This is a genomic window from Paraburkholderia sp. 40, assembly GCF_050434105.1.
GTDB classification, from domain to species: domain Bacteria; phylum Pseudomonadota; class Gammaproteobacteria; order Burkholderiales; family Burkholderiaceae; genus Paraburkholderia; species Paraburkholderia tuberum.
In genome coordinates this window covers 2,629,976-2,646,087 of sequence record NZ_JBNPVY010000004.1, presented here as the reverse complement: position 1 = coordinate 2,646,087, position 16,112 = coordinate 2,629,976, and the positions used below count along the sequence as shown (strand labels likewise).

The 16,112-nt window shown below is 64.9% G+C and carries 14 protein-coding genes; 11 read left to right on the top strand and 3 right to left on the bottom strand.

What is annotated here, in order from left to right:
- The first annotated feature begins 170 nt into the window (after positions 1-170).
- From OKW28_RS34040 to msrQ, 5 genes are all read left to right on the top strand, one after another.
- On the top strand, positions 171-824 hold the full coding sequence (locus OKW28_RS34040) for a c-type cytochrome (protein WP_429452006.1): 654 nt from the start codon (positions 171-173) through the stop codon (positions 822-824).
- 118 nt (positions 825-942) lie between these two features.
- Complete coding sequence (locus OKW28_RS34035; RefSeq protein WP_429452004.1) at positions 943-3,153, top strand: cytochrome c biogenesis protein ResB; 2,211 nt, start codon at positions 943-945, stop codon at positions 3,151-3,153.
- Positions 3,154-3,157: 4 nt separating this feature from the next.
- Positions 3,158-4,372 (top strand): c-type cytochrome biogenesis protein CcsB, encoded by a 1,215-nt coding sequence (gene ccsB, locus OKW28_RS34030; RefSeq protein ID WP_429452002.1) that lies wholly within the window; start codon positions 3,158-3,160, stop codon positions 4,370-4,372.
- 206 nt (positions 4,373-4,578) lie between these two features.
- Positions 4,579-5,574: a protein-methionine-sulfoxide reductase catalytic subunit MsrP gene (msrP, locus tag OKW28_RS34025; protein WP_429452000.1), complete on the top strand. Its 996-nt coding sequence runs from the start codon at positions 4,579-4,581 to the stop codon at positions 5,572-5,574.
- 10 nt (positions 5,575-5,584) lie between these two features.
- A complete protein-coding gene (msrQ, locus tag OKW28_RS34020) occupies positions 5,585-6,286 on the top strand; it encodes a protein-methionine-sulfoxide reductase heme-binding subunit MsrQ (protein ID WP_429451998.1) in 702 nt (233 codons plus the stop codon).
- 111 nt (positions 6,287-6,397) lie between these two features.
- Here msrQ and lysA read toward each other — a convergent pair whose 3' ends face one another.
- Together lysA and lptM are read right to left on the bottom strand one after the other, a co-directional pair.
- Positions 6,398-7,660 carry a diaminopimelate decarboxylase gene (lysA, locus tag OKW28_RS34015; protein WP_429451996.1) on the bottom strand — a complete coding sequence of 421 codons (1,263 nt, stop codon included), beginning with the start codon at positions 7,658-7,660 and terminating at the stop codon, positions 6,398-6,400.
- A gap of 9 nt (positions 7,661-7,669) precedes the next feature.
- Positions 7,670-8,014, bottom strand: a complete 345-nt coding sequence (lptM, locus tag OKW28_RS34010) for an LPS translocon maturation chaperone LptM (protein WP_090802141.1) — start codon at positions 8,012-8,014, stop codon at positions 7,670-7,672.
- A 35-nt stretch (positions 8,015-8,049) separates the two neighbouring features.
- On the opposite strand from lptM, the gene cyaY reads away from it, so the two are divergent.
- The gene (cyaY, locus tag OKW28_RS34005; protein ID WP_429451994.1) at positions 8,050-8,370 is read left to right on the top strand and encodes an iron donor protein CyaY; all 321 of its coding nucleotides are present in this window, start codon (positions 8,050-8,052) and stop codon (positions 8,368-8,370) included.
- A 79-nt stretch (positions 8,371-8,449) separates the two neighbouring features.
- Here the strand turns inward: cyaY and OKW28_RS34000 are convergent, their stop codons facing one another.
- A complete protein-coding gene (locus OKW28_RS34000; protein WP_429451992.1) occupies positions 8,450-10,846 on the bottom strand; it encodes a penicillin-binding protein 1A in 2,397 nt (798 codons plus the stop codon).
- Positions 10,847-11,117: 271 nt separating this feature from the next.
- Here OKW28_RS34000 and pilM point away from each other — a divergent pair, with 271 nt between their 5' ends.
- The 5 genes from pilM (at position 11,118) to OKW28_RS33975 (ending at position 16,106) form a co-directional block, all read left to right on the top strand.
- A complete protein-coding gene (gene pilM / locus OKW28_RS33995; RefSeq protein WP_429451990.1) occupies positions 11,118-12,107 on the top strand; it encodes a pilus assembly protein PilM in 990 nt (329 codons plus the stop codon).
- Complete coding sequence (locus OKW28_RS33990) at positions 12,104-12,790, top strand: fimbrial assembly protein (RefSeq protein ID WP_429451988.1); 687 nt, start codon at positions 12,104-12,106, stop codon at positions 12,788-12,790. The genes pilM and OKW28_RS33990 overlap by 4 nt, the downstream gene beginning before the upstream one ends.
- Positions 12,787-13,725: a hypothetical protein gene (locus tag OKW28_RS33985; protein ID WP_429451986.1), complete on the top strand. Its 939-nt coding sequence runs from the start codon at positions 12,787-12,789 to the stop codon at positions 13,723-13,725. The genes OKW28_RS33990 and OKW28_RS33985 overlap by 4 nt, the downstream gene beginning before the upstream one ends.
- Positions 13,722-15,440 carry a type IV pilus secretin PilQ gene (gene pilQ / locus OKW28_RS33980; protein WP_429451984.1) on the top strand — a complete coding sequence of 573 codons (1,719 nt, stop codon included), beginning with the start codon at positions 13,722-13,724 and terminating at the stop codon, positions 15,438-15,440. Before OKW28_RS33985 ends, pilQ begins: the two co-directional genes overlap by 4 nt.
- Before the next feature lie 114 nt (positions 15,441-15,554).
- Positions 15,555-16,106: a shikimate kinase gene (locus OKW28_RS33975; RefSeq protein ID WP_090802131.1), complete on the top strand. Its 552-nt coding sequence runs from the start codon at positions 15,555-15,557 to the stop codon at positions 16,104-16,106.
- Positions 16,107-16,112: the final 6 nt, after the last annotated feature.

The window sequence follows — 16,112 nt, the reverse complement described above, 5'->3', positions numbered from 1 at the left end:
AAGCCCGACTGGCGTCTAAGCGATTAGCGAGTTATTGTACAATACGATGGTTTACTGAAAACCTTAGGAGGCCGCCCCACGTGCCTTGGCGGCTCCTGGCGGTCACTCGGTCGTCGCCGTCGTACTTTGCAGAACATCTAAAATCCCACAAGACGAGACAGGGTGTGCGAATGAATCGACTGTGCAAGACTCTGATGGTGCTTCATGTAACGGCAGGTCTTTCAGGTTTGGCAATTCAGGCACGAGCAGCAGATCCGGCAAAGCCGGACATCAATCGGGGGCAGGCAATCGCTGTACAGGTATGCGCGTCATGCCACGGCGCAGACGGCAACAGTGCCGGCGGCGCATACCCGAAACTGGCGGGCCAGCATCCTGAGTATCTCGTCAAGCAGCTCAGAGATTTCAAGGCGCAGCCGGGCGCCAAACAGGCCGCGCGCAACAATGCCATCATGGCGGGCATGGCCGCCGCGCTTTCCGATCAGGACATGATCAACGTCGCGGCTTACTTCTCGACGCAGACGCCCAAGCCAGGCTATGCGCACAACAAGAACACTGTCGCGGTGGGCCAGCAGATCTATCGCGGTGGGATTGCCGACCGCGGCGTGCCGGCCTGCGCGGCCTGTCACGGGCCCACGGGGCAGGGTATTCCGATCCAGTATCCACGCCTGTCGGGGCAGTGGGCCGAGTACTCGGTGACGCAATTGACCGCGTTCACGCAAGGTCCGGGCGCTCGTAATAACAACGACGCGATGCATGCGATAGCATCGCGCCTGTCGGACAACGAAATCAAAGCGGTTGCCGACTACATCGCGGGCCTGCATTAAGCGCTTCGTCCGCGCAAATCCAACCGGCCCGGCGAGGCCGGTGAAAAACAAGAAAAGGGTGAGGGTGTCGTCGCTACGACAGCCCTTCACCCTTTTTTGCTGTTCAGTCGGAGTTTGAATGAGCGTCACCACGTCGGGTCTGCAGTCGAAGTCGGGCAATCGCGTCATGCGTAGCACCATCGAGCTCCTGAGCTCGATGCGTTTCGCCATTGCGCTGCTCGTCATTCTGTCGATCGCCAGCATCATCGGTACCGTCCTCACGCAGGACGATCCGTATCCCAACTACGTCAACCAGTTCGGTCCGTTCTGGGCGGACATCTTCCGCGCGCTGAGCCTCTACACGGTGTACAGCTCGTGGTGGTTCATGCTGATTCTCGGTTTCCTGATGGTGTCTGTGTCGCTCTGCGTGATCCGAAATGCGCCGAAGATGGTCGCCGACGCGAAGAGCTGGAAGGACAAGGTTCGAGAAGGAAGCCTGCGCGCGTTCCATCACAAGGGTGAGTTCGCGGTGCACGGCACGCGCGCGCAGTCGGCGGCGGTGCTCGCAAGGTTGTCGGCGAAGCTCGGCTACAAGTTCGTCACGCGCGAGTCGGACGGCGCGACGTTGATCGCCGCGAAGCGTGGCGCGCTGACGAAGTTCGGCTACATCTCCGCGCACCTCGCGATCGTCGTGATCTGCCTCGGCGGCCTGCTCGACAGCAATCTGCCGATCAAGCTGCAAATGTGGCTGTTCGACAAGTCGCCGATCAACTCGAACACGGTGATCAACGAGATTTCGCCCGAGCATCGGCTGTCGCAATCGAACCCGACGTTCCGCGGCTACGCGTGGGTACCCGAAGGGCAGCACGTGTCGACCGCGATCCTGAATCAGCCCAATGGTTCCCTGATCCAGGACCTGCCGTTTTCGATCGAGCTCAACAAGTTCATCGTCGATTACTACTCGACCGGCATGCCGAAGCTGTTCGCGAGCGACATCGTCGTGATCGATCACAAGACCGGCGCGCGCGTGCCGGCGCGCGTCGAGGTCAACAAGCCGTTCGAATACGACGGCGTGTCGATTTATCAATCGAGCTTCCAGGACGGCGGCTCGCAGATGCAGATGACTGCCTTCCCGATGTCCGGCCCGAGTGCAAAGCCCGCGCCGTTTGGCGGCACGATCGGCGGCAGCGCGCCGTTGAGCTCGGCCACGCCGCTGGCCGATGGCCAGACCGTCGAGTTCACCGACTTCCGCGCGATCAACGTCGAAAACATCTCGAACGGCAACGGGCAGAACGATGCGCGCGGGGTTGTCGCGCAGCGCTCGCTGAAGGAAGCGTTCGACGAGCGCCTCGGCTCCGGCGCGAAAACGTCGAAGCCGCTCGATCTGCACAACGTCGGCCCGTCGGTGCAGTACAAGATTCGCGGCAAGGATGGCCAGGCGCGCGAGTACAACAATTACATGCTACCCGTCGACGTGAACGGCGAGAAAATGTTCCTCGCCGGCATGCGCTTGAATCCCGACGACCCGTTCCGCTACCTGCGCATTCCCGCCGACAGCGGCGGCACGCTCAAGGAATGGATGAGTCTGCGCGCCACGCTGGAAGACCCGAACCAACGGGCCATCGCCGCTCATCAATTCGCGCAGCGTTCGGTGCCGGGTTCAAATGCGGAGTTGCAGCAACATCTGGAGGAAAGCGCCTTGCGGGTGCTGACCCTTTTTGCGGGCGCCGACAGCAGCATGAAGATGCCGAATGGCGAAACGCTCGGCGGCTTCCAGGCGGTCGCTGGGTTTATCGACCGCTCGGTACCGAAGGGCGAGCAGGAAAAGGCGGCGGGCCTGCTGCTTCGCATGCTCGAAGGTGTGACGTGGGACTTGTGGCAACTGTCGCGCCAGCGGCTCGGCGAGCCCGCCGCGCCGGCCGATGCGGACACGAGCCGCTTCATCCAGAGTTCGCTTAATGCGATTTCCGACAGCTTTCTGTATGGATCGCCGGTCTATTTGCAGCTTGACTCATTCAAGCAGGTGCAAGCTTCGGTATTTCAGTTGACGCGCGCGCCGGGCAAAAAAGTCGTGTATCTTGGCAGCCTGCTTCTCGTATTGGGCATCTTCTCGATGTTCTACGTTCGCGAACGGCGTCTGTGGTTCTGGCTCAAGGACACGGACCACGGCACGAGCGTCGTAATGGCGATGTCGAGCGCGCGTAAGACGCTAGACTTCGAGAAAGAGTTCGTCCAGACGCGGGCCGCCGTGAGCGCCGCACTGGGCGCGAAACTCATCGAAGGAGCCGATGCCAGCCCGGCCGGTCAGGCCGCCGCTGCGTCGGCAAGCTCACAGGATTCGACCCGGTAAGATCATGGACTTGACTCAGGTTTCCTCCTCCTCCTCTTCTTCTGCTTCACGCGCCGACAAGGCGTTTGCGAGCAGCACGCCCGAACTCCCGAACTTCGACGAACGGCCGTTCCTGAAACGCCTGGGTATCGTCGACTGGCTGTTCGCGCTCGCGCTCGTCGGGGGCGCCGGGTTCGCGCTGTCGCGCTATTACCCGTTCATGAACTACTACGACAAACTGGTGCTGATGTGCTCGGTGCCGGTTTTCGTCGTGCTCGGCTGGCGCTGGAAGCCGGTGCGTCCGCTGATGGTGGGAATCGCCGCGCTGTCGCTGCTCGCAATCCAGATCTACCACGGCGATCTGAGCCGCGCCGACAACGCTTTCTTCCTCAAGTATTTCCTGTCGAGCCAGTCCGCGATCCTGTGGATGAGCGCGCTCTTCGTATTCGCGACCGGGTTCTACTGGATCGCGCTGCTGTCGCGCTCGCCGACCGGCGCCGCGATCGGCTCGAAGATGACGTGGGCGGCGGTGCTGATGGGCTTCGTCGGCATGATGGTGCGCTGGTACGAGTCGTATCTGATCGGCGCGGACGTCGGCCATATTCCGATTTCGAACCTCTATGAAGTGTTCGTGCTGTTCAGCCTGATCACCGCGCTGTTCTATCTGTACTACGAGCAGCACTACAACACGCGCGCGCTCGGCGCGTTCGTGTTGCTCGTGATCAGCGCAGCCGTCGGCTTCCTGATGTGGTACTCGGTCGCGCGCGACGCGCAGCAGATCCAGCCGCTCGTGCCGGCGCTGCAAAGCTGGTGGATGAAGATTCACGTGCCGGCGAACTTCATCGGCTATGGCAGCTTCGCGCTGTCGGCGATGGTCGGCGTCGCATATCTGGCGAAGGAACGCGGCGTGCTCGCGGATCGTCTGCCGGCGCTCGACGTGCTCGACGACGTGATGTACAAGTCGATCGCGGTCGGCTTCGCGTTCTTCACGATCGCGACGATTCTCGGCGCGCTGTGGGCCGCCGAAGCCTGGGGCGGCTACTGGAGCTGGGACCCGAAGGAGACGTGGGCGCTGATCGTGTGGCTGAACTACGCGGCCTGGCTGCACATGCGTATGATCAAGGGCCTGCGCGGCGCGATCGCCGCGTGGTGGGCGCTGACCGGGCTGCTGGTCACGAGCTTCGCGTTCCTCGGCGTGAACATGTTCCTGTCGGGCTTGCATAGCTACGGCAAGCTGTAAGATCCGCCGCGCTGAACCGACTAAGAACCGCCGCGTGCTTTCGCACCGGCGGTTTTTTTATGGCCGATGGAATATTCGTTGCGCCCCGGTGTTCGCCAGTCGAGCACCTGAGCAACTACCCGTGGATGACAGACGCTCCCAAAGGGGCGATCATCAATAAGGCTCCGCAACGCGCGCGACGCGGCGGGCCGGCAAGGAGCAGCACGATGTGGATCAAGCGAAGCGACAGAATTCAACTGACCGGCGATGACATCGCGCGCAGCGAAATCGCGCCGCGGCACGTGTTCGAAAACCGGCGACGCATCCTGCAGGCGGCGGGCGCGATGGCGCTCGGCGGCCTGATCGGCGTGAGCGGCGAGGCGCTCGCGACCTACTCGTCGCCCGATCCGAAGGCGCAGAAGCTCGCGGCGAAAACCAACACCAGGTTCGTCGCGCTCGACAAGATCACGCCGTACAAGGACATCACAACCTACAACAATTTCTACGAGTTCGGCACCGATAAATCCGACCCCTCGCAGCACGCGGGCACGTTGCGGCCGCATCCGTGGAAGGTGAGCGTCGAGGGCGAGATCAAGAATCCGAAGGTGTACGACATCGACGATCTGCTGAAGCTCGCGCCGCTCGAGGAGCGTGTGTACCGGCATCGCTGCGTCGAAGGTTGGTCGATCGTGGTGCCGTGGATCGGCGTCTCGCTGTCGGAGCTGATCAAACGCGTCGAGCCGACCGGCAATGCAAAGTACGTGCAGTTCATCACGCTCGCCGATCCGTCGCAGATGTCAGGGTTGTCGGCACCCATACTCGATTGGCCGTACTCCGAAGGCCTGCGGATGGACGAGGCGATGCATCCGCTGACGCTACTGACGATGGGCCTCTACGGCCAGGTGCTGCCGAATCAGAACGGCGCGCCGGTGCGCGTCGTGGTGCCGTGGAAGTACGGCTTCAAGAGCGCGAAGTCGCTCGTGAAAATCCGCTTCGTCGAGAAGCAGCCGCCGACGAGCTGGAACACGTACGCGTCGAACGAATATGGGTTTTATTCGAACGTGAATCCGAATGTCGATCATCCGCGCTGGAGTCAAGCCACTGAACGGCGCATCGGCGAAGACGGTTTTTTCACGCCGAAACGCAAGACGCTGATGCTCAACGGTTACGGCGATCAGGTCGCGTCGCTCTATCAGGGCATGGACCTGAAGAAGAACTTCTAGGGCGAGCGCGATGGTTTCCGATACGCAAACTGTCACCCGCACCGAGCCTGCGACGCGGCGGACGTCGTTGGCGTCGGCGGCGAAGCCGCGTTCCACCGGCGGCGCGCGCTGGGTCGTGCCCACCAAAGTCGCAGTCTTCATCGCGGCGCTCTATCCTCTCGCGCGCCTCGTGCTGTTCGGCCTGACCGACCGGCTCGGCGCGAATCCGATTGAATTCATCACACGCTCGACCGGCCTGTGGACGCTCGTGTTCCTGTGCATCACACTCGCGGTGACGCCGCTACGCCGTCTGACCGGCGTCGCCGCGTTCGTGCGTTTCCGCCGCATGCTCGGGCTCTACACGTTCTTCTACGCGACGCTGCATTTCACCACGTACCTGTGGTTCGACAAGTGGTTCGATGTTGCGGAGATTCTGAAGGACATCGGCAAGCGGCCGTTCATCACGGTGGGCTTCACCGCGTTCGTGCTGCTGATCGCGCTTGCGGTCACGTCGCCGCGCGCGATGGTGCGCAAGCTCGGACGTCGCTGGCAGACGCTGCATCGCGCGATCTATGCGATCGGCGCGCTCGCGATCCTGCATTTCTGGTGGATGAAGGCGGGCAAGCACGATCTGCTGCTACCGAAGATCTACGGCGCGCTGATGATCGCGTTGCTGGGATGGCGGCTGGTGGTGTGGATACGTGAGCGGCGGATGGGAACGCGCCGACGATGATGGCGAGTTTATTGGCGTCACGCTGTTTCAAATAAAAATGGCGATGCCACCGTGGCATCGCCATTTTCGTTGCTGCGCTCGACCTTCGCGCTCTGCCGCAGGTACTGACGTTTACGCCGGTAGTATCGTTTCATCCGCAAACAGCTGCTTGACCTCTTCGCGCGCGCGAACCACATGCGCCTGTGTACCATCCACCATCACCTCGGCGGCGCGCGCCCGGGTGTTGTAGTTCGAACTCATCACGAAGCCGTACGCGCCGGCCGAGCGGATCGCGAGCAGATCGCCGGGTTCGACCGCGAGCAGCCGCTCGCGGCCGAGCCAGTCGCCGCTTTCGCAGACCGGGCCGACCACGTCGTACACATGCGCGGGGACGTCGCGCTTCACGACCGGCTCGATGGCGTGATACGCGTCGTACATCGCGGGGCGCGCGAGATCGGTCATCGCCGCGTCGACGATCGCGAAGTTCTTGTCCTCGCCCGGCTTCAGAAACTCGAGACGTGTGAGCAGCACGCCCGCATTGCCGACCAGCGAGCGGCCCGGCTCGAAATAGACTTCGCGGTGACCGTGGCCGCGCGCTTCGATGCGATCGAGCACCGTGCGCACGAATTCGCCGATTTCCGGCGGCGTTTCGTCGTCATAGGTGATGCCGAGACCGCCGCCGACGTCGATATGGCGAATCGACACGCCGTCCTGCTCGATCTGCTCGACGAGTTCCAGCACCTTGTCGATCGCGTCGAGATAGGGCGCGACTTCGGTGATCTGCGAGCCAATATGGCAGTCGATGCCGATCACCTCGAGATTCGACATCGCCGCGGCCGCCTGGTAGGTGGCACGCGCATCTTCGAACGCGACGCCGAACTTGTTGGTCTTGAGTCCGGTGGAAATGTACGGATGCGTTTTCGCATCGACATCGGGATTCACGCGCAGCGACACCGGCGCTTTCTTGCCCATCTTGCCCGCCACCGCGTTGAGGCGGTCGAGTTCGGGAATGGATTCGACGTTGAAGCATTTGACGCCCGCCGCGAGCGCGTCGCGCATTTCGCTTGCCTGCTTGCCAACGCCCGAAAACACGGTGTTTTCCGCCTTGCCGCCAGCCGCGAGCACGCGCGCGAGCTCGCCGCCCGACACGATGTCGAAGCCCGCGCCGAGGCGCGCGAACACGTTCAGCACCGCGAGATTGCTGTTGGCCTTGACGGCAACGTGCACGCTCGCGCGACGCCCCGCGCAGGCGCCCGCATAGGCGTTCCACGCAGCGGTGAGCGCGGCGCGTGAATAGACGTAGAGCGGCGTGCCGAACTGCTCGGCGAGGGAAACGGCGGACACGCCTTCGGCGTGCAATACGCCGTCGACGTAGTCAAATGCGGATCGAGTCATGCGAAAGTCTTATTGAACGGAAGGGACGGCAGAGGCGGGCAGCGGCACTGCGGGAGCCGATGCCGCCGAAGCGGGCGGCGCCGCGAGCTGGTCTTCGGGGGCGAGCGTGAGCGGCGTGCCCGAGGTGTCCGGGATCGAACCCGTGTCGGCCGCGCTGCCGCTAGCCGGTTGCGTTCGATCGGTCGATGGCGTTTGCGTGCGGTGAGCCGGCGGGGCAGGCATCGGCGGTACGGTCGGCAGATAGAGTGAGCCGCGTTGGCCGCAGCCGGTAAGCGCACAACCTGCGAGAATGACTAAAACCGCTACAATCGCGCGGCCGGGCGCTGCCGCGCGCATCCGAGTTACGACTCGCATGACTGTCCCTGAATGAATAATCGATGGAGTTTAGCATGTCCGATAGTGATTACCTGACCCGTGCGGAAGCCGTGCTGGCCGCCATCGAGAGCGCGCTCGACGACATCGACGCCGACATCGAGCTCGAGCGCAGCGGCAACGTTTTGACGCTCGAATTCGAGAACCGCACGAAGATCATCGTCAACCTTCAGCCGCCGATGAGCGAGATCTGGATCGCGGCGAAGGCCGGCGGTTTCCACTTCCGTTTCGTCGACGGTGAATGGCGCGACATGCGCAGCGGCGCGGAGTTTTTCGCGGCGCTGTCGCAGTATGCGACGCAGCAGGCTGGCGAGCCGGTGCATTTCGCCGCGCAATAAGCGCGAAGCACGCTCAAAACAGAACCGCCGCGTATCGAACGCGGCGGTTTTTCTTTTCTAGCGGGACATCGACGCAGCCTCAGTGCCCGCGGAACAGATTCATGATGTCCTGCTTTTCCTGTTCGCCGACCTGTTCCGGCGCGGCGGCTGCCGCGCTCGCCTCCGCATCGAGCGTCGCCTGACTGACGCCGACCGTCGCGATGAAACCGTGGCCCGGCGTGAACTCGTCGAAATAAAGCTCCGAGCCGATTTCACTGACGTCGTCGGGACGTGCCATCTTGTACTCGGGCACGCCCTTCAGCGCGCGTCCCATGTACTCGATCCACACCGGCAACGCGAGTCCGCCGCCGGTTTCCTTGTCGCCGAGGCTGCGCGGATTGTCGTAGCCGATCCACGCGATCGCGGTGAGCGTGTGCTGATAGCCGGCGAACCACGCGTCGCGGGAATCGTTGGTCGTGCCGGTCTTGCCGGCGAGATCGGTGCGCTTGAGCACGTTGCTCTTCGCCCCGGTGCCGCGCTGCGCGACGCTTTGCAGCAGGCTGTTCATCACGTAGGCGTTGCGCGGTTGGATCGCGAACGGCGCGCTTTGCCCGGCGACGAGCGGCTGCGCGTGCGCGACGACGATGCCGCGCTGATCGGTGACCTCCGCGATCAGATACGGATTGATCCGGTAGCCGCCGTTGGCGAACACCGAGAACGCGCCCGCCATCTGCAGCGGCGTCACGAGGCCCGCGCCGAGCGCCATCGGCAGATAGGCGGGATGGCGGTCCGCGTCGAAGCCAAAGCGCGTGATGTATTGCTGCGCGTACTTCGGGCCGATCTGGTTCAGGATGCGGATCGACACGAGGTTCTTCGATTTCTGCAGCGCGGTGCGCATCGTCATCGGACCGTCGAAGCCGCCGCCGTAGTTTTTCGGCTCCCACGCCTGGCCGCCGGTTTCGGCGGCGCTGAAGAAGAGCGGCGCGTCGTTGATGATCGTGGCGGGCCCGAGGCCCTTTTCGAGCGACGCCGAATAGATGAACGGCTTGAAGCTGGAGCCCGGCTGACGCCACGCCTGCGTCACGTGATTGAACTTGTTCTTGTTGAAGTCGAAGCCGCCGACCAGCGAGCGGATCGCACCGTCCTGCGGCACCACCGAGATGAACGCGCCTTCCACCTGGGGCAATTGCGTGATCGACCAGTCGCCCTCGTCGTTCTTTACGAGCCGCACGATCGCGCCGGGCCGGATGCGCTGAGTCGGTTGCGCGCGCGGGCCGAGCGCGAACTGCGCATAGCGCAGGCCGTCGCCCTGAATGGTCGCGACATTGCCGTCGATGAACGCCGCCTGGACCTGCTTCGGGCTCGCCGCCATGACGACGGCCGCGATGATTTCGCCATTGTCGGGATGTTCGAGCAGCGCGTCGTCGATGGCCTGCTCGCGCTCGTCGGCGTCGGCCGGCAGATCGATGAACGCCTCCGGGCCGCGATAGCCGTGACGGCGCTCGTAGTCCATCAAGCCTTTGCGCACCGCGTGGTAGGCGACGTCCTGATCGGCCGAGTCGATCGTGGTCACGACGTTCAGGCCGCGCGTGTAGGCTTCCTCGCGATACTGCGCGTACATCATCTGCCGCACCATTTCCGCGACGTATTCCGCGTGCACGCTGTACTCCTTGCCCATGCCCTTCACGACGAGCCGTTGCCGGCTCGCCTCGTCGTACTGTTCCTGAGTGATGTAGTGCAATTCGTACATGCGCTGGAGGATGTACTCCTGGCGCACCTTCGCACGCTTCGGATTGACGACCGGGTTATACGCGGAGGGCGCCTTCGGCAGACCGGCGAGCATCGCCGATTCGGCGAGCGTCAGGTCCTTCAGATCCTTGCCGAAGTACACGCGCGCGGCACTCGCGAAACCGTACGCGCGCTGACCGAGATAGATCTGATTCATGTACACCTCGAGAATCTGATCCTTGCTCAGCTTCGACTCGATCTTGTACGCGAGCAGCATCTCGTAGATCTTGCGCGTGTACGTCTTCTCGCTGGACAGAAAGAAGTTGCGCGCGACCTGCATCGTGATCGTGCTCGCGCCTTGCGTCGCATGACCGTTGGTCAGCGCGACGAAGCCGGCTCGCGCGATGCCGGTGAGGTCGACGCCACCGTGCTCATAGAAGCGCGCGTCCTCGATCGCGAGGATCGCTTTCTTCAGGCTGTCGGGCACGTCCTGGATGTGCACGATGTCGCGCCGCTCCTCGCCGAATTCGCCGATCAGCACGTGGTCGGCCGTATAGATTCGCAGCGGCACTTTGGGCTGATAGTCGGTCAATGCATCGAGTGACGGCAGGTTCGGCGTCGCGACGACGAGCGCATAGCCGAGCACCAGCGCCACGCATACGATGCCCGCCACGATTAACCCGACAAAGCCGAGGATCAGCTTCAGCCATAACGGACGTTTGCGCTTTTTCGGCGCGGGCGGTGGGGACGTAGGAGACGTGGCTTGCATAGGAGTACCGGAAAAACAGTCCCGCGATTATAGCCGCCAGGGTTTTTCTGCTTTCGACAAGCTTACGGATAACGTGCAATCGGCACACGCCAGGCGGCGCGGGAATGACTTCGCTGTAGTCCCAACTGTAGTCGCTTTGGATGTCGCTCGGGGCGGCTTCGCATCCGCGTTAGCCATTCGGCTGAATGTCGTTAGGACGTGTGTCTGCCGACAATGATCCCTCGTTACTCGCGTTCGAATGGTTCGTCGCGTGAGTCAGAGGGAGGGCGGTATGGCCAATAAAAATTCGTGGCTTCAGGCGGTGCGGGAGGGCCGGCAGCGTTTCGCCGCCGGCATCGATGTCGGTTCGCAAAACGTGCGTCTCGTCGTGGTAAGTCAACGCGCCCGGGGCGCGCTGCATCTCGAACATATGAGCACGGTGCCGCTCGCGGCCGGCACCATGGCGGGCGCCGAGATCGTCGATCGGCAGGCCGTCGCGCGGGCGTTGCGCGATGCGTTCGCCGGTTTGCCGCGCGTGTGCGCGACGCACGCGCTGCGCTGCGCGATGGCCGTGCCTTCGTCGGCCACGCTGACGACGACAGTGCCGCTCGCGCGGCTCGCCGCTCAGAGCGACTGCGAGGCGGAGGACGGCGGCGTTGCGCTCGCCGGACTTGCGCCCGCGGTGATGGGAGAGGCGGAGCGCATCGCCGGCCTCGAGCGTCATGCGCTCGCGGTCGACTGGTACGTCGACGAGACGCCGTCGCCGGTGCGCTCGGTGAAGATCGCCGCGACCGCGCGTCAGCATCTCGAAGCGCGAATCGAATGCGCCGCGACCGCCGGGATTTCGCTGTCCGCGATCGATGGCGAACCGCACGCGGCATTGCGCGCGCTGCGCCACGCGGCCAGTCGCGAGCTCGACCCGAACGAGCCGTACGCGGCGGTGTGGGTCGGTACGGACGGCGTGTACGGCTGGAGCGTCGTCGATGGCGCGAGCGTCGGCGAGATGCGCTACCCGGCGCCCGAGCATGCCGATCTCGCCGACGCGTTGCGCGATCTCACGCACGGGCCGGAGTTCGACTGCGCGCTGATTGGCGGCGAAATCGATCTGCTCGACGGCGTCGGCTTTTCGCTCGCCGATATTGGTGACGTGCTCGGCTGCTCGGCGCTGCCGTTCGAATGCGCGCTGCTCGGCAGCCACGCGCGGCCGCTCGACGACGCCTTGCTGCACGAGCCGGCTGGCGCGGTCGCGTTTGGGCTCGCGTTGCGCGGGGTGCTGGAATGAGGGCCGTTCTGTCGTTTTCGTCTGGTGTCGCCGCGAGTGCCGATCAGCGCGGCGCTGTATCGTGGCTGGGCGGCTTCAATCTGCTGCCGTATCGCCAACGCAACGCGCGACTCGCGCGGCGCCGCTGTATGCGCGACTGGGCTGTGGCCGCTTGTGTCGGTGCCGCGGGTGTGTTGCTCGTCGCCGGTTGGCAGAGCTTCGCCGCAGCGCGGCTCGATGCGCGGCGCGCGGCGGCCGGGCAGGCGCTGACTCCGCTCGCCGCGCCGCTCGCGGAGCACGCGAAGCTGTCGCGGGCCGAACAGGATGAGCGCGAAGCCGCGGCGCGCGCCGCGAGTCTCGCGAGGCCGCTCGCACATCTGCGCGATCTGCTCGACGCGCTGAGCTTCGAACCCGGCGATCGCGTCGTGTTGCGGCAGTTGCGCCAGCGCGAGGACGAGACTGAATTGCTGGCGACTTCGAGCGGCCATATCGCGTCGGCCGAGTGGCTCAAGCGGCTCGGCGCGATCCACGGCGTGCAGGGCGCGGAGATGCGCGATCTGCATCGGCCGACGGGGAAGGGCGGCGCGTCGACGGAACAGGCGATAGGCGGACCCGTGGAGTTCGATGCGCGGCTGCGCTGGGGCGATCCGCCGCACAAAGCGACGCGCGCCCTGAAGGCCGCACGAACGGGAGGTGCGCGATGAGCACGACCTTTTTCGAGGCGGGTGGTGCGGCGCATGGGTCCGCGGGTTTTTCGCGCTGGGTCAAGCGGGCGCGTATGCCGCTCGAGGCGTGGAGCCGGCGCCGTCGGTGGCTCGTCGCGGCGACGCTTGCCGCGCTCCTGTTCGGTTTCGGCGCGTACGGCTGGAACGCGGCTGATCTCGCCGGACTGGAAGCGAGCCGCGCGGCGCTCGCGGTCAGCACGCAGCGTCTCGCGGACGCGCGGCACACGCTTGCACAGCTGCCGTCGCTGCGCCGTGCAGCCGCGGCGATGCCGGCCACGGCGTCGAGCGCCGTGTCGTGGAACTCCGCCGACGACGTGCGCATCGTCTCCGAGCTGGCCACGCAAAGCGGCGTCGCGCTGCTTGCGGTGGAACCGGGCGCGGCGAGCGGCGAGGGCGTCGAGCGGATGCGCGTGCTGCAGCTCACCGCGCGCACCGACTTCGTTCACCTGATGGCGTTTTTCCACGGGCTCGCGCAACTGCCGGTGCTGATCGTTCCCGTCGACGTGACCGTCAAGCAGGACGGCAAAGGGCTCGCGGTGGCCGCGACGCTGCAGGTGTACGCCGCGCTGCGACCGGTGCCCGACACCCCGGCTGCGAGCGCCGACGCGAGCCCCGACGCCGACGAGGCTGCCGACGATGACGACGAAGGCCTCGTGTTCTTCGATCCGTTTGCGAAGTCGCAGATCTCCGCGAGCGGCGAGCTGGGCGATGCTTCTGAGTTGCGCCTTGTCGGTTTGCTGCGCGATCGTACCCGCGGGCTCGCGCTGCTCGACACGCCAGACGGCACGACGACGGTCGCGGCCGGGCAACGACTGGGCGTCGAGCGGGTCACACAGCTCGACGCGCTTGGCATTACGCTCGCGAACGGCGGCGCGACGCGCACGCTGACGCTGACGCTGACGGAGGCGTCATGATGCGCACGCTCAAACGATGGAGCGTCGCGACGCTGGCTGTCGGACGCGAGGTCCGCGTCGTCTCCGGACGGTGTTTCGGTCTCTACGTCGCCGCGACGCTGGGTGCCGGCGTCGCACAGGCAGCGACGCCACTGCTGCTGCCGCCGTTGCCGACTTACGCGGCGCTCGACGACCCGACCGGATCGGCCAACACCGCCTACGAGACGGCGCCGCTGCCGAGCGGCGGCATCGGCCAGGCGGCGAATCCGTTCGGCGACGTTTCCACGCCAGGCGCGGCCCAGGAGCCGGACAAGCTCCAGCCGGCCGCGCGTTCCGCGATAGCGCCCGACGCTTCCCCGGATGACGTCGCCAACGGCCCGATGCCGCCGCCTTCGCCAGGACAACCCGCCACCCCGGCTCGCGACGACAGTGCCGGCACGCCTAGTCTCGAAGGCCCGCCGGTCCCGCTGCCGCCGCGGCCGCGCCTCGCCGACGCATCGGCGAGTGCGGACTCGGGCCTTCCCGCGGGCAACGAGCCGATCTCGCTGAACTTCCAGCGTGCGCAACTTGGCGCGGTCCTGAAAGCGTTCGCCGAGTTCACCGGCCTGAACATCGTCGCCAGCGACAAAGTGCGCGGCGCCGTGTCGATACGTCTCGACAAGGTGCCGTGGCGCACCGCGTTCGACACCTTGCTCGACGTCAACAATCTGGCGATGGAGCGCCACGGCAACGTAATCTGGGTCGCGCCTGCCGCCGAGCTCGCCGCGCGCGAACGTCAGCGCTTCGAAGCCCACGCGCGCGCCGCGGACCTCGAGCCGCTCGCGAGCCGCACCTTCGAGCTGCACTACGCGCACGCTGAGGACGTGCGTCGCCTGCTGACCGGTTCCGGCACGCAGCGCGTGTTGTCCAAACGTGGCGCCGTCACCGCTGATCCGCGCACCAACCTGCTGTTCGTCACCGATCTCGCGGGGCGGCTCGAGCAGATCGCCACGCTGATCGCTTCCGTCGACCGGCCGACTCGCCAGGTGCTGATCGAGGCTCAGATCGTCGAAGGCGACCAGGGCTTTTCGCGCAATCTCGGGGTGCGGCTGTCGCTCGCCGGCACCAGCGCGGACGGTACGTCGAGAGGGCTGACGGGTGGAACGGACGGCTCCGTGTACGATCTGTCGGCTCGACCGATCTCCGGATTCGATGCCGCGACCGCCGGCCTCACGCTGTTCGCGGCTCACGCGACCCGGCTGCTGAATATCGAACTCTCGGCGCTCGAGTCCGAAGGGCATGGGAAAATCGTGTCGAGCCCACGGGTCGTCACCGCGGACCGGATGAAGGCGATCGTCGAGCAGGGCACCGAGCTGCCGTATCAGGCGAAGGTCGGCCAGGGCGTATCGGGCGTGCAGTTTCGCCGGGCGACGCTCAAACTGGAGGTCGAGCCGCAGATCATGCCGGATGGCCGCGTGGTGCTCGATCTCGACGTCGCGAAGGACAGCGTCGGCGAGCAGACCGACGCCGGGCCCGCGATCAACACCAAGCACGTGCAAACGCGCGTCGAGGTCGAGGATGGAGGTACGGTGTCGATCGGCGGAATTTACGAGACCGACGACCGTGACGACGTCGAGCGGGTGCCCCTCCTCGGCAAAATACCGGTTCTGGGCGCATTGTTCCGCCATCGGACTCATCGCGACACGCGTAGCGAACTGGCGGTTTTCATCACGCCGCGCGTGGTGCGGGAAAATTAGGGCATATAGGGCACGCATGCGCCGCCGTCCGCCGGCGGCGCGCAGGCTCGACAAGGCAGCCGCTTTGCCAGTAAGCTGCGGCACGAACTACACCGGATTAGCCAGAGGACACCGTTGCAAGCGCGGGACGCACACGCCAATGTTTTTTTCGTAGGGCTCATGGGGGCAGGAAAAACCACTGTGGGTCGGGCGGTTGCGCGCCGTCTCGAGCGCCCGTTCTTCGATTCCGACCATGAAATCGAGGCGCGCACGGGCGCGCGCATTCCCGTGATCTTCGAGCTCGAGGGCGAAGCGGGCTTTCGCGATCGCGAAGCGAGCGTGATCTCGGAGCTGACCGGGCGCGACAATATCGTGCTCGCGACCGGCGGCGGTGCAGTCCTGCGGCCGGAAAACCGCGAAGCGTTGAAAAGTCGTGGCCTTGTGATCTATCTGCGCGCCAATCCGCATGACCTGTGGCTGCGCACGCGGCGCGACAAGAATCGCCCGCTGCTGCAAACGGAAGACCCCAAGGCGCGCCTCGAAGCGCTCTATGAAGTGCGCGACCCGCTGTACCGCGAATGCGCGCACTTCGTGATCGAAACCGGCCGGCCCTCGGTCAACGGACTCGTCAACATGGTTCTGATGCAGCTCGAGATGGCCGGCGTCGCCAAACATCCTGCGTCATAATGGACC

What these genes read in the sequence shown, in the direction of transcription:
- OKW28_RS34040 (WP_429452006.1), top strand. Translation starts at nt 171, where the DNA reads ATGAATCGACTGTGCAAGACTCTGATGGTGCTTCATGTAACGGCAGGT.
- OKW28_RS34035 (WP_429452004.1), top strand. Translation starts at nt 943, where the DNA reads ATGAGCGTCACCACGTCGGGTCTGCAGTCGAAGTCGGGCAATCGCGTC.
- ccsB (WP_429452002.1), top strand. Translation starts at nt 3,158, where the DNA reads ATGGACTTGACTCAGGTTTCCTCCTCCTCCTCTTCTTCTGCTTCACGC.
- msrP (WP_429452000.1), top strand. Translation starts at nt 4,579, where the DNA reads ATGTGGATCAAGCGAAGCGACAGAATTCAACTGACCGGCGATGACATC.
- msrQ (WP_429451998.1), top strand. Translation starts at nt 5,585, where the DNA reads ATGGTTTCCGATACGCAAACTGTCACCCGCACCGAGCCTGCGACGCGG.
- lysA (WP_429451996.1), bottom strand. Translation starts at nt 7,660, where the DNA reads ATGACTCGATCCGCATTTGACTACGTCGACGGCGTATTGCACGCCGAA.
- lptM (WP_090802141.1), bottom strand. Translation starts at nt 8,014, where the DNA reads ATGCGAGTCGTAACTCGGATGCGCGCGGCAGCGCCCGGCCGCGCGATT.
- cyaY (WP_429451994.1), top strand. Translation starts at nt 8,050, where the DNA reads ATGTCCGATAGTGATTACCTGACCCGTGCGGAAGCCGTGCTGGCCGCC.
- OKW28_RS34000 (WP_429451992.1), bottom strand. Translation starts at nt 10,846, where the DNA reads ATGCAAGCCACGTCTCCTACGTCCCCACCGCCCGCGCCGAAAAAGCGC.
- pilM (WP_429451990.1), top strand. Translation starts at nt 11,118, where the DNA reads ATGGCCAATAAAAATTCGTGGCTTCAGGCGGTGCGGGAGGGCCGGCAG.
- OKW28_RS33990 (WP_429451988.1), top strand. Translation starts at nt 12,104, where the DNA reads ATGAGGGCCGTTCTGTCGTTTTCGTCTGGTGTCGCCGCGAGTGCCGAT.
- OKW28_RS33985 (WP_429451986.1), top strand. Translation starts at nt 12,787, where the DNA reads ATGAGCACGACCTTTTTCGAGGCGGGTGGTGCGGCGCATGGGTCCGCG.
- pilQ (WP_429451984.1), top strand. Translation starts at nt 13,722, where the DNA reads ATGATGCGCACGCTCAAACGATGGAGCGTCGCGACGCTGGCTGTCGGA.